Origin of the sequence: Lentzea sp. NPDC051838 (genome assembly GCF_040681245.1) — a bacterium.
Taxonomy (GTDB): domain Bacteria; phylum Actinomycetota; class Actinomycetes; order Mycobacteriales; family Pseudonocardiaceae; genus Lentzea.
The window spans coordinates 40,094-63,883 of the sequence record NZ_JBFAYI010000006.1 but is presented as its reverse complement, the minus strand read 5'-3'; the positions used below and the strand labels follow the sequence as shown (position 1 = coordinate 63,883).

Annotated in this window: 20 protein-coding genes and 1 pseudogene; 10 read left to right on the top strand and 11 right to left on the bottom strand. The window is 67.4% G+C overall.

The window, feature by feature from the left end:
- Positions 1-6 precede the first annotated feature (6 nt).
- On the top strand, positions 7-561 hold the full coding sequence (locus AB0M24_RS16375) for a hypothetical protein (RefSeq protein WP_363767314.1): 555 nt from the start codon (positions 7-9) through the stop codon (positions 559-561).
- On the opposite strand, the gene AB0M24_RS16370 is transcribed toward AB0M24_RS16375, so the two are convergent.
- Positions 545-2,128, bottom strand: a complete 1,584-nt coding sequence (locus AB0M24_RS16370; protein WP_363767311.1) for a ribulokinase — start codon at positions 2,126-2,128, stop codon at positions 545-547. The two genes, AB0M24_RS16375 and AB0M24_RS16370, sit on opposite strands and share 17 nt — an antisense overlap.
- 23 nt (positions 2,129-2,151) lie before the next feature.
- Between AB0M24_RS16370 and rho the strand changes: the two are divergent.
- Positions 2,152-3,183, top strand: a pseudogene (rho, locus tag AB0M24_RS16365) (transcription termination factor Rho); the annotation flags it as partial.
- Here the strand turns inward: rho and AB0M24_RS16360 are convergent.
- Entirely contained in the window at positions 3,164-4,660 is a 1,497-nt protein-coding gene (locus tag AB0M24_RS16360; RefSeq protein ID WP_363767308.1) for an APC family permease, read from the bottom strand. The pseudogene rho and the gene AB0M24_RS16360 sit on opposite strands and share 20 nt — an antisense overlap.
- 92 nt (positions 4,661-4,752) lie before the next feature.
- Here AB0M24_RS16360 and AB0M24_RS16355 point away from each other — a divergent pair, with 92 nt between their 5' ends.
- The gene (locus tag AB0M24_RS16355; RefSeq protein WP_363767305.1) at positions 4,753-5,883 is read left to right on the top strand and encodes a Glu/Leu/Phe/Val dehydrogenase dimerization domain-containing protein; all 1,131 of its coding nucleotides are present in this window, start codon (positions 4,753-4,755) and stop codon (positions 5,881-5,883) included.
- A 1-nt stretch (position 5,884) separates the two neighbouring features.
- Here the strand turns inward: AB0M24_RS16355 and AB0M24_RS16350 are convergent, their stop codons facing one another.
- A complete protein-coding gene (locus AB0M24_RS16350) occupies positions 5,885-9,823 on the bottom strand; it encodes an amino acid adenylation domain-containing protein (protein ID WP_363767302.1) in 3,939 nt (1,312 codons plus the stop codon).
- Positions 9,820-10,155: an SET domain-containing protein-lysine N-methyltransferase gene (locus tag AB0M24_RS16345; protein ID WP_363767299.1), complete on the bottom strand. Its 336-nt coding sequence runs from the start codon at positions 10,153-10,155 to the stop codon at positions 9,820-9,822. The genes AB0M24_RS16350 and AB0M24_RS16345 overlap by 4 nt, the downstream gene beginning before the upstream one ends.
- Before the next feature lie 384 nt (positions 10,156-10,539).
- Between AB0M24_RS16345 and AB0M24_RS16340 the strand changes: the two genes are divergently transcribed.
- Positions 10,540-11,139 (top strand): DUF1062 domain-containing protein, encoded by a 600-nt coding sequence (locus AB0M24_RS16340; RefSeq protein ID WP_363767296.1) that lies wholly within the window; start codon positions 10,540-10,542, stop codon positions 11,137-11,139.
- Here the strand turns inward: AB0M24_RS16340 and AB0M24_RS16335 are convergent.
- From AB0M24_RS16335 to AB0M24_RS16315, 5 genes are all read right to left on the bottom strand, one after another.
- Positions 11,082-11,639: an EF-hand domain-containing protein gene (locus AB0M24_RS16335; protein WP_363767293.1), complete on the bottom strand. Its 558-nt coding sequence runs from the start codon at positions 11,637-11,639 to the stop codon at positions 11,082-11,084. The genes AB0M24_RS16340 and AB0M24_RS16335 overlap by 58 nt on opposite strands.
- Before the next feature lie 18 nt (positions 11,640-11,657).
- Positions 11,658-14,036: an excinuclease ABC subunit UvrA gene (locus AB0M24_RS16330; protein ID WP_363767290.1), complete on the bottom strand. Its 2,379-nt coding sequence runs from the start codon at positions 14,034-14,036 to the stop codon at positions 11,658-11,660.
- Between the two features lie 52 nt (positions 14,037-14,088).
- Positions 14,089-14,805, bottom strand: a complete 717-nt coding sequence (locus AB0M24_RS16325; protein ID WP_363767287.1) for a GNAT family N-acetyltransferase — start codon at positions 14,803-14,805, stop codon at positions 14,089-14,091.
- 1 nt (position 14,806) lies between these two features.
- Positions 14,807-15,361 (bottom strand): EF-hand domain-containing protein, encoded by a 555-nt coding sequence (locus tag AB0M24_RS16320; RefSeq protein ID WP_363767284.1) that lies wholly within the window; start codon positions 15,359-15,361, stop codon positions 14,807-14,809.
- A gap of 75 nt (positions 15,362-15,436) precedes the next feature.
- Positions 15,437-17,491, bottom strand: coding sequence for a hypothetical protein (locus tag AB0M24_RS16315; RefSeq protein WP_363767281.1), 2,055 nt, complete (start codon positions 17,489-17,491; stop codon positions 15,437-15,439).
- 258 nt (positions 17,492-17,749) lie between these two features.
- Here AB0M24_RS16315 and AB0M24_RS16310 point away from each other — a divergent pair, with 258 nt between their 5' ends.
- From AB0M24_RS16310 to AB0M24_RS16285, 6 genes are all read left to right on the top strand, one after another.
- On the top strand, positions 17,750-18,538 hold the full coding sequence (locus AB0M24_RS16310; RefSeq protein ID WP_363767278.1) for a hypothetical protein: 789 nt from the start codon (positions 17,750-17,752) through the stop codon (positions 18,536-18,538).
- A gap of 86 nt (positions 18,539-18,624) precedes the next feature.
- Positions 18,625-19,737, top strand: coding sequence for a hypothetical protein (locus tag AB0M24_RS16305; protein WP_363767275.1), 1,113 nt, complete (start codon positions 18,625-18,627; stop codon positions 19,735-19,737).
- Positions 19,738-19,751: 14 nt separating this feature from the next.
- Positions 19,752-20,921: a MoxR family ATPase gene (locus AB0M24_RS16300; protein WP_363767272.1), complete on the top strand. Its 1,170-nt coding sequence runs from the start codon at positions 19,752-19,754 to the stop codon at positions 20,919-20,921.
- Positions 20,921-22,123: a VWA-like domain-containing protein gene (locus AB0M24_RS16295; RefSeq protein WP_363767269.1), complete on the top strand. Its 1,203-nt coding sequence runs from the start codon at positions 20,921-20,923 to the stop codon at positions 22,121-22,123. The genes AB0M24_RS16300 and AB0M24_RS16295 overlap by 1 nt, the downstream gene beginning before the upstream one ends.
- 91 nt (positions 22,124-22,214) lie before the next feature.
- On the top strand, positions 22,215-23,033 hold the full coding sequence (locus AB0M24_RS16290) for a helix-turn-helix transcriptional regulator (protein ID WP_363767266.1): 819 nt from the start codon (positions 22,215-22,217) through the stop codon (positions 23,031-23,033).
- A 13-nt stretch (positions 23,034-23,046) separates the two neighbouring features.
- A complete protein-coding gene (locus AB0M24_RS16285; protein WP_363767263.1) occupies positions 23,047-23,202 on the top strand; it encodes a DUF397 domain-containing protein in 156 nt (51 codons plus the stop codon).
- 1 nt (position 23,203) lies between these two features.
- Here the strand turns inward: AB0M24_RS16285 and AB0M24_RS16280 are convergent, their stop codons facing one another.
- Together AB0M24_RS16280 and AB0M24_RS16275 are read right to left on the bottom strand one after the other, a co-directional pair.
- The gene (locus AB0M24_RS16280) at positions 23,204-23,458 is read right to left on the bottom strand and encodes a Smr/MutS family protein (RefSeq protein ID WP_363767261.1); all 255 of its coding nucleotides are present in this window, start codon (positions 23,456-23,458) and stop codon (positions 23,204-23,206) included.
- Between the two features lie 12 nt (positions 23,459-23,470).
- Complete coding sequence (locus AB0M24_RS16275; RefSeq protein ID WP_045313734.1) at positions 23,471-23,665, bottom strand: PspC domain-containing protein; 195 nt, start codon at positions 23,663-23,665, stop codon at positions 23,471-23,473.
- Positions 23,666-23,790: the final 125 nt, after the last annotated feature.

The following is a 23,790-nucleotide window of genomic DNA, read 5'->3' as shown; positions in this document are numbered from 1 at the left end:
GGCGGCATGAACGACACTCTCCGGCTGGAGATCGCGCCCGCGGAGATGCTCGGGCTCCAGGTGCTCGTGCACGTCAACGACGTCGAGAGGACGTCGGTGGGTGCGGGCATGGGCCGGGATCCGGTCGAGGTTCTGGTGCAGGACAAGGCTTTTGTGGCTACGGAGAAGCCGCACACGTTCGTCATCGCCACCTGTGACTGCGGCATTGACGGGTGTGGGCGCACGGATGTCACGATCGTGCGCGAGGCGGGCACGGTGCGGTGGACGTGGTCGTACGAGGTTCCGATGCCGAGGGACGCGGTGTTCGACGCTGAGGCGTACGACCGCGAGATCGCGCGCGTCGCCGAGGGGCGAGAGTGGGAGACGCCGGTTCTCGCGGCCGCGCGCCTGGTGATGATCGGGGCACCGAAGATCTCTTGGGCCGGTGCGCACGCGGAGGATCCGGAGCGCTTCCAGGTGATCTTGCGCAAGGGCTGGGGGCGCCGCGAGACCAGGGACTACTCCCGGGACGGGCGGAGTCCGCAGGAGCTGGCGCAGGCGGTGCTCAGGGAGCTGGCTTGACCCGCAGGCGGTGCATCACGGAGTTGCCGCCGCGGCCGAAGTAGTCGTGCAGCGTCACGTATTCGGCGTACAGGCGGGTGTACAAGGAAACCCTTGCAGGATCTGGGATGTAGACGTCGCGCCGCACTGATCCCATCGCGGCGGAGGCCTCACCCAGAGAAGAGTAGGCACCGCAGGCGACCGCGCCGTGGATCGCGGCGCCCAGGGCGGCGCCTTCCGAGGAGCCGATCAGCGAGACCGGCATGCCCAGGACGTCGGCGTAGATCTGCATGAGCACCGGGTTCTGGGTCAGGCCGCCGGCAGCGACGAACGACTCGACTGGCAGGCCTGCGGAACGGAACGCCGTGACGATCGTGCGGGTGCCGAACGCGGTGGCTTCCATCAGGGCGCGGTACACATCTTCCGCGCGAGTGGCGAGGGTCTGGCCCACCACCACACCGGACAAGGCGTGGTCCACCAGCACCGAGCGGTTGCCATCGTGCCAGTCCAAAGCCACTAGGCCGTGCGAGCCGACCGCAAGGCCATCGCCGAGACGGGACAGCAGGGTGTGGACGGAGATTCCCTCGGCAGCAGCGGCAGCGGAATAAGAACCGGGCACCTGGTGTTCCACGTACCAGGCGAGGATCGAACCTGCGCCGCTCTGGCCCGCCTCGTAGCCCCAGTGGCCAGGCACGATGCCGCCGTCCACGACGCCGCACATGCCCGGTACGGGACGCAGCGAAGAACCCACCATCATGTGGCAGGTCGAGGTGCCCATCACGGCCACCAACTGGCCGGGCGAGGCAGCTCCAGCAGCAGCAACGGTGGCGTGCGCGTCGATCACCCCGCACGCGACGGGCGTGCCTGGCAGCAAACCGGTCAAGGACGCGCCGCGAGCGGACAGGCCGCCTACCCGTGTGCCCAACGGCACGATCGGCGTGTCGAGCTTCTGAGCTGCGAAGGAACCGAAATCCGGGTGCAGCGAAGCCAAAAGCTGTGGCGACGGGTAGCCGGACTGGTACAGTCCCTTGTAACCGGCGGTGCACGCGTTGCGCACATAGGTTCCGGTCAGCTGCCAGACGATCCAGTCCGCGGCTTCCACCCAGAATCTCATCTGGGCGTAGACATCAGGTGCCTCTTCGAGCACCTGCAGCGCTTTGGGGAACTCCCACTCCGCTGAGGTCAGTCCTCCGTACATCTCCATCCACGGCTCCGAAGCGAAAACGGCGTTGAAGCGCGCGGCCTGCGAAGAAGCCGCGTGGTGGCGCCAGAGTTTCGCCAGGGCGTGCGGGGACGAGGACTGAAGTGGAGTGCCGTCCTCCAGCACCGGAAGCACGGTGCTGGCGGTGAAGTCGGTGCCGATGCCGATCACGTCCGAGGGGGACGCGCCGGCCTCGCGCAACGCCAAAGGCACGGCTCGCAAGGCATCCAGGTAGTCGGAAGGCACCTGAAGTGCCCACTGCGGCTCGGGTTCCAGCACGCCGTGGGCGTACTCGACCGAAGCGCTGCCCAGCTCGGCCCCGTCCGAGACGCGGACCACCACGGCCCGCGCCGACAGGGTGCCGAAATCGATCCCCACCACCAACACAGCCAAACCCTCCCGAAAGGACAGTCACCATGCACATCGGTGTACTCGACATCCGAAACAACAAGGCCTTCCTCGTCGACGGTCCAGTCGTACCGCAAAACCTCGTCAAGCAACACGACCTGAGGCGAGGTGACCAGATCTCCGGCGAAACGGAGGACAACAAGCTGGTCAGCGTCGACACCGTCAACGGGCGCAAGCCGCACAAAAGGCCCAGGTTCGAGACCCTGACGCCGCTCTACCCGAACGAAAGGCTGCGGCTCGAGCACGACCCGTTCGAGCTGACCAGCAGGACGATCGATCTGGTCATGCCCGTTGGCAAGGGGCAGCGGGCGCTCATCGTGGCGCCTCCCAAGGCCGGCAAGACGATCGTGCTGCAGCAGATCGCGCAGGCGATCGCGAAGAACAACCCCGAAGTCCACCTGATCGTCACCCTGGTCGGCGAACGGCCGGAAGAGGTCACGGACATGCGCGCCACGATCCCCGGCGAGATGTTCACCTCGACGTTCGACGAACACCCCAAAGAGCACGTCCGAGTGGCTGAGCTGGCCGTGGAACGGGCCAAGCGCCTCGTCGAGGACGGCCAGGACGTCGTGATCCTGCTCGACTCCCTCACGCGCCTCGGCCGCGCCTACAACCTCGCGGCGCCCAACGGCGGCCGCATCCTCAGCGGTGGCATCGACTCCGGTGCGCTCACGCCGCCCAAGCAGTTCCTCGGCGCTGCCCGCAACATCGAGGAAGGCGGCTCACTCACGATCTTCGCCACGGCGCTGGTCGAGACCGGCTCGCTGGCCGACACGGTGATCTTCGAGGAGCTGAAGAGCACCGGAAACGCCGAGCTGAAGCTCGACCGCAAGGCAGCCCAGAAGAGGGTCTACCCCGCGATCGACCTCCACCAGTCCAGCACCCGCAAGGCGGAACTGCTGGTCTCCGAACAGGAACTGGCCATCACGGACGCGATGCGCCGGGCCATGGCAGACCGCGAGATCGACGTGCTTCTCGACAGCCTGCGCAAGACCGGGAGCAACGCGGAGTTCCTCATGAAGGCGAAGAAATGAAATCTCCCTCAAGCTCCCGGTCCAACGCCCGCGTAGGGGCACCCAGCGCGTAGAACAGGAACCCGATGCCGACGACGATCAGCAACGGAACGACCTGCGACAACGTGTAGGCGGTCCGCTCACCCTCGAACGCCGACGGCAGCTCCAACGGCCAGATCAGCACGACCACGGTGAAAGCGACCAGCCCGGTCGTCAGAACCGTTGTCAGCACAGCGAAAGGCGCGCGGAACGGCCGAGGAGCATCAGGCAACCGACGCCGCAGCACCAGCATCGACGGGAACGTCAGCAGGTAGCTGATGAACGTCGTCGAGATCACCAGCGCGAGCCCGGCGGTGAAGTACTTCTCGGAGTTGCCGCCCGTCAGGTTCAACGCCGTCACCAGCACGACGGACGCCAGCAGTCCGGAAAGGACGTTCACCCGCAACGGCGTGCCATAGCGAGCCGAAAGCCGCCCCAGATAAGCAGGTCCGGCGCCATCAGCGCACGCCACCGCCTGCGCCCGGTGCGCGCCGATCGCCCACGAGACGCCGGACGTGAGCACGCCGATGATCAACCCGGCGGCGCACACAGTGCCCAGAACCGCGCCCGCGCCCGTCAAAGTCACGGTGCCATCGGGAGCAACCGACCCGCCGTACACTGTCATGACCTGCTTGGCGGCGTCGATGAACCCGCCCAGCCCCTGGATCTGAGAGGCGGGAACCACCAGCAGAATCCCGAGAATCGGCCCGCCGTACAGCAGGAACGACGCGATGCCCGCCCGCAGGATCGCGAACGGCACGGTCTTCTGCGGATCGGTCATCTCCTCCGTCGCGGTCGAGGGCAGCTCGAACCCGACGTAGTTGAAGATCAGCACGGGCACCAGAGCGACGAAACCGGCCCACGTCGGCACGAAATCGCCGCCGGACAACGGTTGCACGCCGTTCTTCACCGCGTAGACCACGACCGACAGCGTGAAGAAGCCCAGCAGCACGATGCGCGCGAACGCGCCGGCGATCGGCACCCATTTGCCGATCCGCAATGACGCGGCGACAGCAAGAACTCCGATCCAGATGAACGCCAGCCCCGCGACGTGCTTGCCGACCATGCCCAGATCGACGAAGAACTTCTCGAACGTCGTCACCGCGATGATCGCCAGCGTGCCGCCCATCCACAGTGGATTGGACAGCCAGTAGAGCACCTGGTTCACGCCGGCCGCCATCCGGCCGAACGCCAGCTTGGTCCACACGTAGGGCCCGCCCTCGACGGGGAACGCCGTGCCCAGCTCGGTGGTCAGGAACCCGTACGGCAGGAAGAACACCACCGCCAGGATCACCATCCAGACGAGGCCCTGGGGCCCGTTGGCGGCGACGCTGCCGATCGTGTCCAGGCCGACGAGGGTGCAGAGCAGGTAGAACGTCACGTCCACCCGGCGGAGTGACTTGCGCAGGTGCGTTCGTTCGCTGAGCCAGTTGCCGCTGAGAGGCTGTACCTCGCTCACGGGCCCTCCAGATGGTTAACTGAGTCGTCAGTCAGTTATTCGGGACGGACCATGTGACCGCGGTCATACGTTGAAGTCAAGAGGTGTGTTCGATGAGTTATCTCCAGGTCACGTGGACCGACCCGGCAACCGGCGCGCGCGGCTACCTCGTCATTGATCGACTTGTCCGAGGCGTCAGCAGCGGTGGTCTGCGCATGCGCCACGGCTGCACCCTCGACGAGGTGCGCGGACTGGCCGAGGGGATGACCGCCAAGGAAGCCCTCAACTACGACCCCGAGGCGCGCTACGTGCCGCTGGGCGGCGCCAAGGGCGGCATCGACTTCGACCCCTACGACCCCAGGGCCGAAGAGGTTCTCACGGCCTACCTGTTCGCCATGTCGCCCTACATCGAACGGTTCTGGACGATGGGGGAGGACCTCGGGCTCCGGCAGTCCACGATCGACACCGCGATCGAGAAGATCGGCCTGCAGTCGTCGATCCAGGCCGTCTACCCGCTGCTGGACGACGAGGAGAAGGCCCGCCGACGCCTTGCGGACGCCTTCGCGGTCGACGTCGACGGCGTCAGCCTGGACGAGCTCGTCGGCGGCTACGGCGTCGCCGAGGCCGCACTCGCCGGTATCGAACGACTGAACCTCCACAACCCCACGGCGATGATCCAGGGCTTCGGCTCCATGGGCGGCGCCACGGCACGCTACCTCGCCAAGGCGGGCGTCAAGATCGTCGGACTCGCGGATGTCCACGGGGTAGTAGCCAACCCTGATGGTCTTGATGTGGAAACCCTTCTCCTCACCCGAGACGCGCACGGCGGCATCGACCGCAGCAAGTTGCGCGAAGGAGATGTCCAGCTCGACCGCGACAAGTGGCTCGACGTCGAGGCGGACGTGCTGGTCCCGGCCGCCACGAGCTACGCGATCCACAAGGACAACGCGCACAGCGTCAAGGCCAAGCTGATCGTCGAAGCCGCGAACATGCCGGTGACGAAGGAAGCCGAGGAGATCATCGACGCGCTGGTCATCCCGGACGTCGTCGCGAACTCCGCTACGAACTCCTGGTGGTGGTGGACGCTGTTCGGCGACGTCGAGGCCACCGCGGAGTCGGCGTTCGCGAAGATCGGCACGAACATGCGCAAGCTCGTCGCGAAGATCGTCGACGCTCCGAACCCGCGCACGGCAGCGGCGGAGCTCGCGGCGGCCGCGATCAAGGAGATCGAGCAGCGGTTCTGACTCACGAAGAGGCACGGGTCGGGGCGCCTTCGTAGCGCGTGTGCGGCAGCAGGTGTTCGTGCTTCATCACGACGCTGTGGGCCGCGGCGTAGGCGCCCTCACCGACCACAGCGCCGTACAACGGAACCGTGCCGTGGGCCAACGTCGACTGCGCGCCCACCACGACCCGGTCGATCTTCAGCACGCGGTCCTCGAAGGTGTGCGCCTGGAACATCGCGTTCACCGTGGCACCGTCGTCGAACTGGAGCATGTCCGGGTCGACGACCTGCGCGAAACCGTCGCCCAGCAGGACGTTCCGGCCGATCTTCATGCCCGTGCGGCGCAGGTAGACCGCCAGCAAGAGCGTGCCTTCCAACGCAGAGAGCACCCCGCTCGCGATGACACCCCAGGCGACGTAGAGGAAGTCCCACCGGCTGCACCAGCACGACCACAGCGGGTGGATGCCGGGTCGAACCTTGCCCAGCAACGCCCACTTCATCGCCAGCACGATCAGGCACGGCAGCAGCGCCGCGCCCAACGTGACCGCCGCGACGCCGACCGTCAGGAAGATCACCGACGGCAAGGCCGAGGCCAGAGAGATTCCCCAGAACCAGGCGGTCATCACGGCCAGCGGGGCCACGGGCAACGTGAACCGCAGCCACTCCCAGAACAGCCGGTTGATCCGCCGCACCAGCGACGGCTCGTGCGTCAACGAACGGTCGACCTGCACGATTTCCCGTTGCGGCAGCTCGAAAGCCAGATGCCCGAACCACGAGCTGCCCGGCCGCACGACCCTGTCGTCGGCCACCGTGCTGATCCCGATGAGGATGTCGTCGGGCAGCCGTTGCCCGCCCGCGATGACCGCGTGGTTGCCCAGGAACGTCCCGGAGCCGAGGTGGACTTCTGACAGCGTCACCGCGCCCTGGTGGATTCGAGGGCCGCCCAGGTAGATGCCGTCGGCGAAGAACGTGTCCGGTCCGATGTGGATGAGCTCAGGAACGACGTCGATGATCGTGCTGATCTCGCAGCCGCGCCCCACGTCCATGCCGGCCCAGCGCAGCCAGGTAGGCCAGTACAGCCCGCCGGACAGCCACTTCCCGGCCGAGTCGACCAGCCCGCTCTTCAACCAGATCCGGATGTACTCGGGGCTCCACCGGCTGATGACCTTCTCCGTCACGGCTCCGAGCGCCCGCGCTGCCACAGCCTCCAAAGCGACCGTGCCCATCAGCGACAGACAGGCCAATACCGCGACCACACCGAGGAAAGGCAGGTAGGACAACGGGTTCGTGAGCACGACCAGCAGCGAGTCGAACGTGAGCCCGTAGAACAAGACCACTCCGAGCATCAGGACCGTGGCGGGAAGGGCCAGAACCCACGCGAGCAGCGCTCGAGACATCATCATCGCGACGCCGTGCAGCACCGGCGCGAAGAAGCTCCCTCCTTGCGCAGGCAACGGCGGTCGCGGCGCCGGACCCACCAGGCGGGCGGGCACGCCGTCCCACATCTCGCTGTCCGGAATGCACGATCCGGCGGGCAGCGACGACAGCGCGGTGAGCCAGGAGTCGCGCCCCATCCGGGAACCGGGGCCGAGACTCGCTCGGGTGTCCATCGTGGCACCGGAACCGACCCTGACCGGCCCGACGACGACCTGTCCGTGCTCGAACTGAACGAGCCCGAGGTGCGCGTCCTGGCCGAGCGTCACGTCGTCGCCGATGTCGAGCAGATCCCAGCCGCCCTGCGTCAGGTTGACCCCGCGGTGGATGTGCACGCGCTGCCCGATCCGGGCACCGAGCGCACGCAACGCCATGCACTGGAACTCCGTCCCGGCAATGCTCCGCCACGGAACCAACCGCACGACGTGCTGCACGATCCACATGCGCACGCGTAGATCACCCCACGCCGACACCTGCCCGGGCTGGTAGCGGCCGATCACGACCTTCTTCACCCGCACGGCGATCGCGACGGAGAGCGGCATCCAGCCGAGGCGCAGCAGCACGAGAACCAAAGGCAGCATCAGCACCAGGCCCGGCAGGCTGACCAGCCCGGCGAGCCACGGCAGCAACCGGAACGCGACCAGGTAAGCCAGCGGTGCGAGCAGCAGCACTTCCAGCAACAACCACCAGGACTGCTCCAACGTCACCGCGGCCGCGTCCCGGGAAGAAGCCACCTCGGGCGTGGGCGCGGACTGCTGTGCCGCCAGAGGATTCACCCGCCGCGCCAACCCGGTGACGGTGCGCGCCTCGTAGACGTCCCGGACGGTGATGGCCGCGGTGACGGCGTTCGCGCGGAGCTTGGAGATGAGAATCGCCGCCTGCAACGACGTGCCACCGAGGTCGTCGAAGAAGTCGTCCTGCAGAGCCACTCCGGGCAGGCTGAAGACCTCACCGACCGCGAGTGCGATCACGGTCTCGACGGGATCCATCTTCGTTGCGGCAGCACGAGAACGGGGCAGCGTGAGCGCCGGCAGGTCGGCACGGCGCAGTTTGCCGCCCGCACTGCGCGGCAGATCGTCGATCAGGCCGAACAGCGCGGGCACCATGTAGGACGGAAGCTCCGCCCGCAGCCGGCTGCGAAGAGCCTCCACCTGAGGCGGGCGCGAAGGATCCTCCACGACGAGATGGGCCGCGATCGCCTGGGCCGCACCTTCACCCTGGACGCGGCAGGCCGCCTCGCGCACGCCGTCACAGCGCGCCAGGCACGTCTCGATCGCCTCCAGCTCGATCCGGTACCCGCGCACCTTGACCTGCGAGTCGATTCGCCCGTGGTAGAACAAAGTCCCGTCCGGCTCGGCGTGCACGAGGTCGCCGGTCCGGTAGATCCGGCCCGCCAGCGGGTGGTCGGGGAACTTCGACGCGGTCAGCTCCGGCTGGTTGAGATAGCCGATCGCGAGCCCGCTGCCGGACATGCACAGTTCGCCCTGCTCCCCCGGAGAAACGGGCTTGAGCTGGTCGTCGAGCACCCACGCCTGCGCGCCCGGCACCGGTCTGCCGATGGCGATCGGTTGCCCCGCAACGATGTCGTGGCGCAGGCAGGTGACGGTGCACTCGGTCGGGCCGTAGCCGTTGACCATCCGCCGCCCGCGTGACCACAGCTCGGCAACGTCGTCAGGCAACGCCTCACCGCCCACGTACAGCAGCCGCAGGTCGGGCAGTTCGGTCTGCGGATCGACACACGCCGCCGCGCGCAACAACGTCGGCGGCGGGCAGAACACGGTGACCCGCTCGTCACGCAGCCACGCCACCACGTCCGGGCCGAGCCGCACCGTCTCGTCGTCCATCACCACCACGGTCGCGCCGGACGCCAGCGCCATCCACGTCTCCTCGATCGACGAGTCGTACGCGGCTGAGGAGCCCTGCGCGATCCGGTCACCGGGCCCGAGGCCGAACTCCATCAGGTCGGAGCTGATCAGGTTGGCGATGCCGCCGTGCCCGACCATCACGCCTTTCGGCTTGCCGGTGGTGCCAGAGGTGTAGATCAGGTAGGCCAGACCCTCTGGTGCGGCCGGGGCGTCGTCGACGGGTACCGCCGCGGTCGGACCGTCGATCCGCACCACGGCGCCGTCGTAGCCGATCCTGGCCACCCGCTCGGCGCCGTCCGCGTCGGTGATCAGCACCGGAGCACCGGAGTCGGCCAGGATGAACTCGACCTGGTCGTCCGGGAACCCGGGATCCAGGCACACATGTGCGGACCTGGCCCGCAGAACCGCCAGCTGCGACACGTACAAAGCGACGGACGTGCGGGGCAGCATGATCGAGACGACGTGCCCGGGCCCGACCATCATGTCCAGTGCACGAGCCACGGCACTCGACTTGTGCAGCAGCTCCGAATACGTGACCGAGCTGCGCTGTGGACGGCCATCGGCAGGAGGGACGTCCACGGCGACGGCGTCCGGCCATTGCTGAGCCGCACTGTCGAAGAAGTCGACGAGCGAGACAGCGGGGGACCGGACGGTGGCGGTCACCGCGCGGCCGTCGCCAGGTGGGCCGCCAGCCACGGCTTCAGCCGCCGGCGCTCCTCACCGGGCAGGTGCCGGAAGCCCTGGACGCGGCCGGTGCACCGGCCGCTGCCGCACCTGCAGGCGAACGGCTCCGCCATGTCGAATTCCGTGGTGTTGTAATTGAAGGTGATGTCCTGTCCGATATCGACTGGTTTGAGGGCCATCACCGCATGCTGCCGGACGAAAACGGTCGGATCGCAGCTGTGGTTCATGAAGCGCCAGTAGAAACGGTCGAGGATTGCCTCGAAGTCGTATTCGCGCGGTACGTCGACGTGTGTCTCGCGGCCGACCTGCACGGTGTACCTGGTCGGGGGCCGTGGTCAGCTCGCCCTCGATGGTGAACAGCAGCTCGCCTGACCGAATCGGGCGGTTCGCCACCAGGCGATACTCACCGTCCGCCCGGACGACAGCCACCGCGCTGAGGACACTGACACGATCTTCAACAATCACGTGAACTCCCCGATCGTCGCTTTCCGACTGGGCTCTAGGTAGGTAGTACGGCGCGAGCGGTGACGGGGTTCACCGCGTTCTATACGGGGAAAATGCGTTGCGCGGCGGCGGCCCGGTCGGCCATCGTGACGCCCATGTGGTCCTGACCCAGTGAGCAGCCAACCCGCACCCGTGCAGAGGGTCCGGGTTTCTTCCGCACGCCACTGACTCCTGGGGAATCACCGAATCACATGAGTTCTCTTCGCCATGCCGAAAACAAGTCGCTCTGGGTCGTCCGCGAGCTCGGACTGCCCGCCATCGTCAAGACCTGCGTGGACTGCGGGCACACCCGCCATCACGCGACGGGCAAGGTTCGCGTCAACGCCAACGGGAAGCAGCTCGACGTCTGGCTGCTGATCGGCTGCGAGCGGTGCGACCGCACGTCGAAAATCCCTGTGCACGAACGGGTTCACGTCTCCGCGCTCAACCACGCACGACTCGTGCGGTTCGAGGACAACGACGCGGCGATCGTGCGCGAACTGGTCCACGCCCAGCGAAAGCTCGACTGGACCGGCACGTGGGAGCTGGAGACGGACCTGCCGTTCTACGACATCGACAACGCCGCGGAACTGGAGGTGTTCGTCCGGTTCGAACTACCGGTGCCGATCCGCCTCGAAAAGCTGCTCACCCGAGGGTTCGGCCTGAGCCGACCGGTGCTGAAACGCCTGGTCGACGCAGGCCGGATCACCCTGCCGACCAAAGTGGACGCACGGGTGCGCGGCGACTTCTCGTTTCAGTCCAGGGGACCGAACAACCAGGCGCCCGGCCCGTTCGGGTCCTCGGAGAAGTAGAAACCGCGGATGGCGGCCAGCAGCTCGTCGTGGCTGACCAGGCCGTCACCGTCGCGGTCGATCCTCGCGTGGGCGGTACGGGCGTGGGACGCGGGCAGGTTCACCAGCGCCCCGCTCCACCGCACGTACTCGTCCACGCCGAGGTGGCCGTCGCCGTCCGAGTCGGCGACGGCCATCAACGAGTCCAGGAACGGCAGGTAGCTGTCGTCGAACGACTCCGGCCGACCGATCAGCCTCAGCGCGAACGCCTGCTTGTACTCGGCGAGGCTGATCCGGCCGTCGTCGTTCGTGTCCGTCACGGCGGAGAGGTGGTCCCAGACGCCCAGCAGGTGCTCGTGCAGCCGCTTCGCCCGCAGGTCCTCCTCGCGCAGGCCGAACGCCGCGATGGTCCGCGATCCGGCCTGCTCGAAGTCCGAGCGCTGGATGTACCCGTCCTGGTCGCTGTCGTAGGTCTCGAACCTGCGGGTGAGCCTGCGATCCAGGAACGCCGTGATCTCCATGCCGTACTTGGTACCCGATCAGCGCTTCTTCCGACGAGCCGGGGCGCCCACGTAGTCCGCCAGGTGCTCGCCGGTCAACGTCGACCGGTCGGCCACCAGGTCGGCCGGCGTGCCCTCGAACACGATCTTGCCGCCGTCGTGCCCGGCGCCGGGACCGAGGTCGATGATCCAGTCGGCGTGCGCCATCACGGCCTGGTGGTGCTCGATCACGATCACGGACTTGCCCGAGTCGACCAGCCGGTCCAGCAACCCGAGCAGCTGCTCGACGTCCGCCAGGTGCAGACCCGTGGTCGGCTCGTCGAGGACGTAGACGCCGCCCTTGTCCGCCATGTGCGTGGCGAGCTTCAACCGCTGCCGCTCACCGCCGGACAGCGTGGTCAGCGGCTGCCCCAACGAGAGATAGCCCAGACCGACGTCGGCCAGCCGCGCCAGAATCGCGTGCGCCGCAGGGGTTTTCGCGTCACCGGAGCCGAAGAACTCGACCGCCTCGGACACCGGCATCTCCAGCACCTCGGAGATGTCCTTGCCGCCGAACTTGAACTCCAGCACCGCCTGGTCGAACCGCTTGCCCTCACACACGTCGCACGGCGACTCGATCGTGGCCATGATGCCGAGGTCGGTGAACACCACGCCGGCGCCGTTGCAGTTCGGGCACGCACCCTCGGAGTTCGCGCTGAACAGGGCGGGCTTCACGCCGTTGGCCTTGGCGAACGCCTTGCGAATCGGCTCCAGCAGCCCGGTGTAGGTCGCGGGGTTGGACCGCCGCGAGCCCTTGATCGGCGTCTGGTCGACGACGATCGCGCCGGAGTCCTTCGGCATCGACTGGTGGATCAGCGACGACTTGCCCGAGCCCGCCACACCCGTGACCACGGTCAGCACGCCCAGCGGGATGTCGACGTCGACGTCGCGCAGGTTGTTCTTGGAAGCGCCGCGAATCTCCAGGACACCGGTCTTCGAGCGCACGTCCGACTTCAGCTTGGCGCGGTCGTCCAGGTGTCGTCCGGTCACCGTGTCGCTCTTGCGCAACCCGGCCAGCGATCCCTCGAAGCAGATCGTGCCGCCGTTGCGCCCGGCGCCGGGCCCGAGGTCGACGATGTGGTCCGCGATCGCGATCGTCTCCGGCTTGTGCTCGACCACGAGCACGGTGTTCCCCTTGTCCCGCAAGCGGAGCAGCAGGTTGTTCATGCGCTCGATGTCGTGCGGGTGCAGCCCGATCGTGGGCTCGTCGAACACGTACGTCACGTCGGTCAGCGCCGAGCCGAGGTGCCGGATCATCTTCACCCGCTGCGCCTCACCACCGGACAACGTCCCGGCAGGACGGTTCAGCGACAGGTAACCGAGACCGATCTCGACGAACGAGTCCAGCGTGTGCACGAGCTTGTCGACCAGCGGCGCGACGGACTTGTCCTTCAGGCCGCGCATCCAGTCGGCGAGATCGCTGATCTGCATGTCGCACAGGTCCGCGATCGACACACCCTTGATCTTGGACGACCTGGCGGCCTCGGTGAGCCGCGTGCCGCCGCACTCAGGACACGTCCCGAACGTCGCCGCGCGGTCCACGAACGCGCGGATGTGCGGCTGCAGCGCCTCGCGGTCCTTCGACAGCATCGACTTCTGCAGCTTGGGGATCAGGCCTTCGTAGGTCAGGTTGATGCCGTTGACCTTGATCTTGACCGGGTCCTTGTACAGGAAGTCGAACAGTTCCTTCTTGGTGTACTTGCGGATCGGCTTGGCCGGGTCGAGGAAACCGGACTGCGCGAACGTCTGCACGGTCCACTGGTTGTCGACGTTGTAGCCGGGCACCTTGATCGCGCCCTCGAGGATCGACTTCGACTCGTCGTACACCTCGGTCATGTCGATGTCCGAGACCTGCCCGCGGCCCTCGCACTTCGGGCACATGCCGCCGGTGATGGAGAACTCGCGCCGCTCCTTGACCTTCTGCCCGGCCTTCTCGATCACCACGGCACCCGCGCCGGAGATCGAGGCGACGTTGAACGAGAACGCCTGCGGGCCGCCGATGTGCGGCGCGCCGAGTCTGCTGAACAGGATCCGCAGCATCGCGTTCACGTCAGTCGCGGTGCCGACCGTCGAGCGCGGGTCGGCGCCCATCCGCTGCTGGTCGACCAGGATCGCCGTGGTGATGCCCTCCAGCAGGTACACCTCGGGCCGCGGCAGCGTCGGCATGAAGCCCTGGATGAACGCGCTGTAGGTCTCGTTGATCAGCCGCTGTGACTCGGCGGCGATCGTGCCGAACACCAGCGAGCTCTTGCCGGAGCCGGAGACGCCGGTGAACACCGTCAGGCGGCGCTTCGGGATCTCGACGTCGACGTCTTTCAGGTTGTTCACGCGCGCGCCCTGCACGCGGATCAGATCGTGGGTGTCGGCCTCATGCGTCATGCCGCAGAACCTAACTCCGCGACGCGGCCCGTGCTTCTCGATTCGTGATTGGTTACGCGCGGATCCGGTAGTGATAGGTGCAGACCTCGCGGAACCCAGTGCGTTCGTACAGCCGGAACGCCGCGGTGTTCGCCTTCTCCATCTGCAGGTAGAGGTGGTTGGCCTCGCGCGCGGCCGCCCATGAAGCTAAGGCGGCAAGCACGGACCGTGCGGCGCCCTGACCCCGTGCGTGCGGCAACGTCGCCATTCCGAACACGCCCGCCCAACCCTGCTCGGCCACCGCGCGTCCCACCGCCACGACCTGCCCGTCCACCTCGGTGTACGCGTAGGCGCTCGGGTGCTCCACCCGGCTGAGCAGGTCGCGTTCGGCGCTCACATCGCGTGTGGTCACCGCCTGCCACGCCGCCAGCCACTCGTCGGTCGGCCGCGTGCTCACCTCTCCGGCGTCCGCGCGGGCGTGCCTGATGACCTCCGCGGTCGAGGCGATCTGCAACGACATGTCGTGACCGCGCTCGTAGCCGCGGCCGTCGAGCCGCACGTCGAGGTCGTCCGCGCACACGCCCGGCGTGATCTGGAACCGCGCCCCGGACCCGTGCTCCGCGCAGAACTCTTCGGCGCGTTCGACCCGGTCCTCGCGATCGTGGGGTAACACCGCGCTCACCCACCAGGCGTCGCCGGGGGAGTGCCGCAGCCACCAGCCACCCGCTTCTTCGACGTGCGCCGCCGGCTGGGCGCGCGCCGCGTACTCCTGCAGCGTCTTCAGCAGCACGTCAGTCCAGCGAGCCGAGCAGCCAGTTGCCGGCCTCCGCGGGATCCTCCGAGAAGTAGAACTCGCGGATCGCCTCCAGCAGTGCCCTGGTGGACAGCAACCCGTCCTCGTCCGACAGCAGGTCGTGGATCCCGCGCGCGTCGGCCTCCGAGAGGTTCATCAGCGCGCCGGTCCACGCGATGTGCTCCTCGATCGTGAGCTTGCCGTCGCCGTCCTCGTCCGCGATCGCCATGATCGCGTCCAGGAACGGCGCGTACCCCTCGTCGAACGACTCCGGCGTCTCCAGCAGCCCGTTCGCGAACGCCTTCTTGTACTCCTCCAGGCTGATCCGCCCGTTGTGGTCCTGATCCGTCACCGAGTGGAGCTGGTCCCACAGCCCGGCCAGCATGGCGTGGAACCGGACCGCCTTCGGGTCGTCGTCGGGCAGCCCGAACGCCTTGGTGGTGCGCTCGCCCGCCTGTGTGAAGTCGTCCCGCCCGATGAACCCGTCGCCGTCGGAGTCGTAGGTCCGGAACCGGCGGGCCAGCTTGCGGTCCAGGAAGGCGGTGATCTCCATGAGCCTCTTCTACCGCATTGCGGGCCGCAGGAACACGGATGTGTTCACTCTGGAATTGCAAACGTTTTCAGACTTTTACCGCTTTCCCAGGCCGGAAAACGCGCTCGCGACGATCACCATGCCGATCACGCCGATTACCGCGGCCACACCACCGACGGCCGGTTTCGACAGCTGCTGAACGTGCGCGACCGGCCGTGGAGGTGCCGGTTCGTCAGGTTGCGGCTGTGGCTGTCGCGGCTCGGGAGGCAGTGGCGCGTTTAGCGATTCGATCCGCACGACGGCACTTTCACTGATGGCCGCACCCGCTCCGGCGCCCGACACCGTCAACCGAGAATTAACCGGCGCGGCGACCTGGCAGGTGTAGGTGAGGCGTTGGTTCGGCTGCAGTTCCGGGAACGTGCGGTGGCACGCGGCGGGCTCGCCTTCGACTTTCACGTCCTTGATCGGGAAGTCCGACGGGTTGCCGACGGTCACCGTGACCGTGACGAGCTCGCCGTCCTCTGCCCTGTCCTTCGACCACAGCGCGGTGATCGTCAGCCTCGGGTAGATCACCCTGACCTGCACCGATGCGCTGGCGTCGACCTTCTTGCCGATCTTGTCGGTGGCGCTGACGGTGGACGTGAGCGTGCCCGTCTCATCGCCTGCTTTCGCCGTGCAGTCGACGGTGGTGGTGGCGCCGGGGTCGAGCTGACCTTGCATGGGGTTGCAGCCGTTGGTGGCCGTGCGCGCGTTGAGGTCGAACAACGGGGTGTCGCCGGTGTTCGTGACAGTTGTTGAGAATTTGACCATCTGTCCCGGCAATGCGGTCATTGGTTCGGTTGTCGTGGTTGCGCGCAATGCCGGATGCAGTACGTCGACCTTTGCCGACTTCTGCGCGGTTAGCGGGTCGCCGGCGAGGCTGCTGCCGTTTGCGGTGACAGTGGTCTGGTAGTCGTCTTCTTGAGCTTGCGACGTGCACGTGCGGGTGGATTTGGCGTGTGGGGCAATTGTGCCGATTTTCTGCCCGCACACCGTCACGTCCGCCGCGGGAGCGTCGCCGGTGTTGGTGACGGTCGCGGTTTGCGTGACGTTGTCCTTGGGATGAGCGGCTGGTTGTTCCGGCGTGACGTTGAGCGCCAGTTCGGGCAGTGGGAACGACCACGCGACACTTTGGACGAGGAAGGCGTCCTCGGCTCTGCGGAACGTCAGGTCGGCGCTCTTCGTGCCCGGTTTGGGCAGGTCTTCGGTCAGGGTGACCGTGCGGGCGTCGACGCTCATGTTGTTGAGGGCGGGAGCGCCTTGGGCCTGCGAGAGGAATGCGTTGCGGCCCGCGACCGAGGAGTCGTTGACCAGCAGCTGGTCGCCGTCGGTGGCCCAGTCGCCCTCGTAGGCCGTGAAGCTCAGGCGGGTCGCGCCGCCCGCTGCGTGCGTCGGGGCGATCGGGGTGCTCAGGACCGGGCGTTTGGTGGGGAGGCGGATGTGCCCGCCGTGCACCGAGATGTGGCGCTGTGCTGCTGTTTCGGACTTCCACACGACGGTCAGGGACCAGCCGCCGAAGCAGTCGAACCCTTGGGGCGTCCAGACGTTGCCGACCGTGACAGTGCCGGGCCTGATCGTTTTCGTGACGTCGGCTTCGGCGCTGTAGAAGGCGTTGTCGGTGTTCGCGAGGTCGTCGGGGGAGTCGATGACGAACTGGCCTGGGGTAATGCTCGTGCCGTTGAGCAGGACCGGGTCGCGTGGGCTGCCCGGTGGCAGTTCCGTGGAGCCGTGGCAGGTCGCGGTGCCCGCCCAGCCGAGCTTGGCGTAGGCGATGCTCGCCCCGGATGGGAGAGTGAGCTGTGCGCTGGACGAGTTGAACGTTCTGGCGTCGTTGTCGTTGTCGGTCCACGACATGCGATGGCCGTTGTTCTGCGCGGACGGGCCGTGACCCTTGCGGTTCATCGCGTCCACACAGGACTGCGGTGGGTACTTGGGGTTTGGCCCCGCCTGTTCGGGCGTCGGACAGGTGACGACGCTGTTGCCGACGACCGCGACGTCTCCGCGCACCGCGTCGTTGAACTGGGTGTGCCACACCTCGGCGGCGGCCACCGGTGGGCCGGGGGTGAGCAGCGGAACCAGCAGGACGACGGCGATGAGGATCGGTACGCGCATGCGACGCCTTCCCGGTCGGCTTCGGCGCACAGGTTGGCACGCATTCCGGTCGTTGTCACCGGCGGTTGATCACGGCGTGCTCACTCTCCGTCGAGGACGCTCGTGGTTCGGTTCTCCTATTCGTGTCAACGGCTTCTGCGTGTGTCATCCGATGTGGACTTGCTGTGTGCTTGATCAACGCCGCATTGCTCTTGATGGGCGGGGAAGACCGCCGAGAAGCGTGGTGTTGGTGGTCAAACGGCGGTGGGGTGTGGGGAGATGGAGGCCATGTGGACCGCGCTCGTCATCGTCGTCGCGTCGGTGGTCGTGACCATCGCCGCCTGTCTCCTGTTCGGCCGCTCCCGCGCACACGAACAGGCAGACGACCGCGACGCCGACTCCCGCGGATTCCTGGGCGCGGTGGTCTCCGGCCTGTTCATCGTGGCGCTGGCGTTCTACATGGTGATCGTGTGGGAGGAGAACGGCGCTGCCGAGGACAACGCGGCCCGTGAGGCCGCCGCCATCGCAGATGCGTACTGGCAGACCGGTGTGATGCCGCAACCGCAACGTGATCGCATCCGCTCGCTGCTGGTCGAGTACCCGAAACTGGTGGCGGACAAGGAATGGCCCGCGCTGGCCGACGGTTCGGCCGACGACAGCACCACGTCGACGTTGAACTCGCTGCACACCGAGGTGCTGACGCTGCCGTCCACTCCGGACCAGGTGAAGAGCGCGCGGGAGCGGGTGCTGGAGCGGATCCGGGAGATCACGGACCTGCGGCGTGACCGGCTGGACCAGGCCGGCGGGCTCGACAACACCGGGAAGTTCATGCTCATCGGCACCATCGTCGGTGCCATCGGCATGATCGTGTTCCCGTTGCTCATCGGGTTCACGGCTCGGGCGCGGCACGTCGTGCAGATGTCCGTCACCGCTGCGGTGCTCGCGTTCGTGTGTGCGTTGTGCCTTGGCATGACGCATCCGTTCAGCGGGGTGTTGCGGGTGCAGCCGGAGGCGTTCACGAGCGTCACGGAGGAGCTTGAGGGCATCCCGGTGGACTCGGACCGGTGAAAGTCCCTTGCGCGCCCTGCTACGGTTGCGGCGATGATCACCACCTCGAACAGATCGGGGGTTTCGTTCGCTCAAGGTGAGTGCTGATGCACTTGACCGCGAACGACTCCCGCCTCGCTTTCTGGTCGCACGTGCGCGAGTTCGCCGTGCCGGCATCGATGATCGAGTCCGCGACCGCCCGCCGCCTTGCGGGTGACTGGTCGGCTGCCTGTGCTGCCGCGCGGGTCGACGTGGATCTGAACCTTCGTGCTGTGAGCCGTGTTCACGGCAGCCACGTCGCGTCCACCATCCGCGCTGATCTGCGTCACCTGGCTCCTGACCTGCTGCGATGGCACTTTCCTCGAATCAGTCCCGACGGTCTGCTGCGGCCGGGGCTCACCGTTTCCCTGGCTCGTTACGGCGAGCTGCACCTGGTCGCGCGGACGCCGCCGGCGTGGGCGAGCGCCGGCCAACGGATCAGCCTCGCGTTGCTGGACTCGCCTCGGCCCGATCGGCGTTTCCGCCTCGACCAGCACCGCCACCTCTGGGACGCACGTAGGGCCTCTGAGCTGCGAGAACGGTCGTGCGGCGACCCGCCCGAGCGGTGGCAGGGCGAGGCCGCGTTGCTGGGCGGTGCGGACAGACCCGTCGTCGTGCGGCTGGGTCACCGGCGTCGAATCGTGCTGAACCCGGACGCTCCGGGCAAGCCGTTCCAGCTGCCCGACGCCTCGATCTGGGTGCCTCCCGACGTGGAACTGTTGCGCGCCGGGCTGATCGACGCCGATCGGTTGCACCCGCTGGTCGCGTCCGCGCTTCTCGGCACGTCCGCTGTGGCACGAAGTCCTGGCACGCCAAGGGATTCACGTCTCGTCCAGTGCCGTGGCTCCACGCACCGCATCGGCGTCGTGGACGGCGTGCTCGTGCCGTTGGACCACTCGCCTGATGAGATCCGCCGCGAAGAGCTGCTGGTCGCGTTGGGAGGCAACGGTGTGCCGTGCCTGCAAGCGATCGACGCGGCACACCGGCATCCGGCCAGCCTCGTGGACGTGCGCGCCCGCCTGGACCACGGCGACACCGCCGGTGCTCTCGCCGTGGTCGAAGACCTCCTCGGACCCGACGCGCTCCTGCGCGACGGCGAACTGCGCGACGAACTGGAGACGGCCGCGCGCCGCAAGGTGCTGCACGGCCTCTACCGCGCCGGTCTCGCCGCTTTCTGCTGACCTCGAAGGTGATCATGACTGCTGCTGCTCTGCTCGCACTCCTGAACGACACGACCACCGAGCCACGCACCGACCTCCAGCTGGAGGCGTTGATGCTCGCGGTCTCGGCCGACCTGCCCGTACTGCTGTGGGGCGAGCCGGGAATCGGCAAGACCGCGGCCCTCACCCAGCTCGCCGACGAGCTCGGACTCCCGTTGACGACGGTGATCGCCAGCGTGCACGAGCCGTCCGACTTCTCCGGCCTGCCCGTGGTGGGCGACGATCCCGCCACTCAGGGCGTGCCGATGGCGCCGCCGGACTGGGCGGTGCGGCTGGTCCGTGATGGCCACGGGCTCCTGTTCCTGGACGAGTTGTCCACTGCCCCTCCTGCAGTCCAGGCCGCGTTGTTGCGGGTTGTGCTCGAACGCCGGGTCGGCGCGTTGAAGCTTCCTCCTGGCATCCGGATCGTGGCCGCCGCGAACCCGCGATCGTCCGCCGCCGACGGCTGGGAGCTGAGTCCGCCGCTGGCCAACAGGTTCGTCCATCTGCAGTGGACGTACGACCACGACGTCGTGGTGCGAGGCCTGGGTGGCACGTGGCCTCAGGCATCGTTGCCACAGCTGGATTCCTCGCGACTGACCGAGTCGGTCGCCTTCGCTCGGCGGGCCGTGTGCGAACTTCTCGCGGTGCGGCCGAACCTCGTGCATCAGCTCCCGAAGAACGAAGCACGCCGTGGCGGAGCGTGGCCATCGCCTCGCAGCTGGGAGATGGCGTTGCGGCTGATCGCTTTCGCCACCGCCGCAAGCACTTCTCGCGAGGTGCTGTCGACGCTGGTGCGGGGCGCGGTGGGGGACGGCCCCGGTCTGGAGCTCCTCGCGAGCCTGGACCGGATGGACCTGCCCGACCCCGAGACGTTGTTGGCAGATCCGGCGTCTGCGGTTCTGCCCGAGCGCGGCGATCTGCGTCAGGTGGTGCTCGACGGTGTGGTCGCGGCGGTGCGCAAGCGTCCGGAGGAGTCCCGCTGGAACGCGGCGTGGGCGCTTTTGGTGCTGGCACTGGAAACCGGGGCACCTGACCTGGTGGTCGTGCCCGCGGCCACGTTGGCATCGCTGCGGCAGGACGACTGGCAGGTTCCGGCGGAGATCGAGAAGCTGGCCGGGGCGGTGTCGTTGTCGGCCCGAGCCGACCTCGTGGGTGCGCGCTGATGGACACCGAGAAGCTGTTCGCCGCGCGGTTGTACGCGGTCCGGTGCCGTCCTTACCTGGCAACGGCTTTGTTCGCCCTGCACGTAGTGGAGTCGCGGCAGGTGCCGACGATGGCCGTGGACCGTCACTGGCGCTGCTACGTCTCACCGGCGTTCGTCTCCCGGACGCCGTTGGAGGAGCTGGCCGGCGTGTGGGTGCACGAGGTCTCGCACCTGCTCCGCGACCACCACGGGCGCGGCGACCGATACGCGATCGCTAACGAACTGGCCGGGCCGGGAGAGCGGTTGCGGATGAACATCGCCGCGGACTGCGAGATCAACGACGACGTGTTCGGCGACGGCCTGGAATGCGCCGAGGGCGCGGTCCAGCCGGAGACGTTGCGGTTGTCTCCGGGGGAGCTGATGGAGGACTACCTGCGCCAGTTCCGGCTCGGGCGGCTGACCAACGCGTTCGCGTGGCTCGACTGCGGCAGCGGCGCGGACGGCCTGGACCGGGCATGGGACCTGGGACCCGATGGCGCGCACGGGCTCAGCGTCCAGGAGCGCGACGCCGTCAGATTCCGCGTGGCACAAGGCATCAACGCTTCGCCGGGCTCAGTTCCTGCCGGCTGGCAGCGGTGGGCGGAGGAGGCGTTCCACCCGCCGCAGCCGTGGCGCGACCTGCTGGGCGCGGCCGTGCGTTCAGCGGTGTCCGGCCCCGGAGTGGGGGAGGACTACACCTACGGCCGCCCCGCACGCCGGTCAGCCAGCGTGCCCGGAGTCGTGCTCCCGAGCCTGCGCCGCCGTCCGCCGCGGGTCGTCGTAATCGTCGACACGTCCGGTTCGGTGAGCGACACCGAACTCGGGAGCGCGCTTCTGGAGATCGCCGCGATCGTCCGGGCGGTGGGTGGACGGCGTGACCTCGTCTCGGTCATGTCCTGCGATGCCGCCGCCCACATCACCGGGCCGTTGTGTGCTGCGGAAGGGATCCCGTTGATCGGTGGTGGTGGCACGGATCTGCGCGAGGGCTTCACTCGTGCGCTGCGCACACGCCCCGATGTGGTCGTCGCTCTGACCGACGGCCACACGCCGTGGCCCGACGCGAAACCCGCCTGTCGGACGGTGGTGGGGTTGTTCGAGCGGGAGCGTCGGGTGCGCGAGTACGACCCCGACTACCGCCCACGCCTGCCACCCGACTGGGCTCGGGTGGTGACGATCGGCTGAATCCGTAGAACCCTTCTACATCTGCTTCTTTCAGGTCATTTTGGGCCCGAAACGATAGTGGACGGAAGCGTCACGGCGCTAATTTCGAGCCATGCCAAAGCGAGTGTCCACAGTGCTGGGACGAGAGTTCGGTGAGCGCCTCCGCGAGATGATCGCACGAACCGGCATGAAGGAGGCTGAGCTCGCCCGGCGGCTCGGCTGGGAGCACGCCAAGTTGTCGGATCTCGTCAACGGCAAGGGTGGCACGTCGCTCGAAGAGTTCGCCTTCCTGCTCGGAGTGTGTGGCGTCAAGCCGGACGAGTTCCAGTATCTGAAGGGTCTGTTCCTGGAGTCGCGGGAGAAGGGGTGGCTGCAGGTCTACGAGTCAGTGCTGCCGCCCCACGTCCGGACGCTGATCCTGCACGAACGGCTCGCCAAGGAGATCGTGCACTGGAGTTCGCTGTTCATCTCCGGACTGCTGCAGATCGAGCCGTACGCGCGCGCCTTGGCCGAGGACTCGCCGTTCGTCGAGGACGAGAACATCTGGGAATGGGTCGCGGCTCGGACCGAACGCCGAGGAATCGTCGCGGGGCACAAGAAGTTCGTTTTCTATCTGTACGAACCGGTGCTGCACTCGCCGGTGGGTAGCGACGCAGTGTTGAGGGCGCAACTCCACGAACTGCTCCGCATGTTGGTGCGGCCGTACATCACCTTGCGAGTGCTTCCCGCGGGTCGCGCTTTGACCAGTGACTTCACCCTGCTGAAGTTCGAGAAGTACGAGCCGGTCGTCTTCGAAGGCGGGCTGAACTCGGCGTTGTTCCTCGACGACAAGGCATCGGTCAGCCTCTACCAGGACGCGCTGAAGATGATGGACCGCGTCGCCCTCGGTAAGGAAGAATCGAGGGAGTTGATCACCAGCATCGTGTCCTGAGGAGGCGACTCGGATGGCGGAGTGGCGGAAGAGCAGCTACAGCGCTACCAGCTCGGACTGCGTCGAGATCGGTCGCGGCATCGGTATCCGGGACTCCAAAGCGCCCGCCGCCCACGTGCCGGTGAGCCCGGCAGCGTGGGAGGCGTTCCTGCGGCTGGTCGGCGCCTGACCTACTTCAGGTGCACGAGCACCATTCCGTCGTTGCCCGGCGCCACCTCGACGCGCCGGTACAGCTTCTTCACGTGAGGCTGCTTCAGCATCGCGAGCACCCGGCCCCGCAGCTTCCCCGAACCCTTGCCCACGATGATCTCCACCAGCGGCACCTTCTCCCCGGCGGCCCGGAAGAGCACGGTGCGCACCGCGGCGGCGATGTCGCGGTCGCTGCGGTAGATCGGGTGCAGGTCGACGGTCAGTTTTTCTGGCACCCGGCCAGTGAATCAGTAGCCGCGGTCGGGCATGATCACCCACAGCACGAGGTAGACGACGAACTGCGGTCCCGGCAGAAGGCAGGACAGCAGGAACAGAAGGCGCACTGTGCCCGCCTTCATGCCCCAGCGCTGGGCGAGCCCCGCGCACACACCCGCGATCATCCGGTTGGTCCTGGGCCTGCTCAATGCAACTGTCGTGGTCATATACCCACAATGCGGCAACTAGTCCACCTGTTGCATCGGGGATGAACCCTGATTTCACCCGGACGAGCTAAAGCAGGTAACCCCGAGGCTGTGACCTGCGACTCCACGGTTGTCCCGAACCTTGG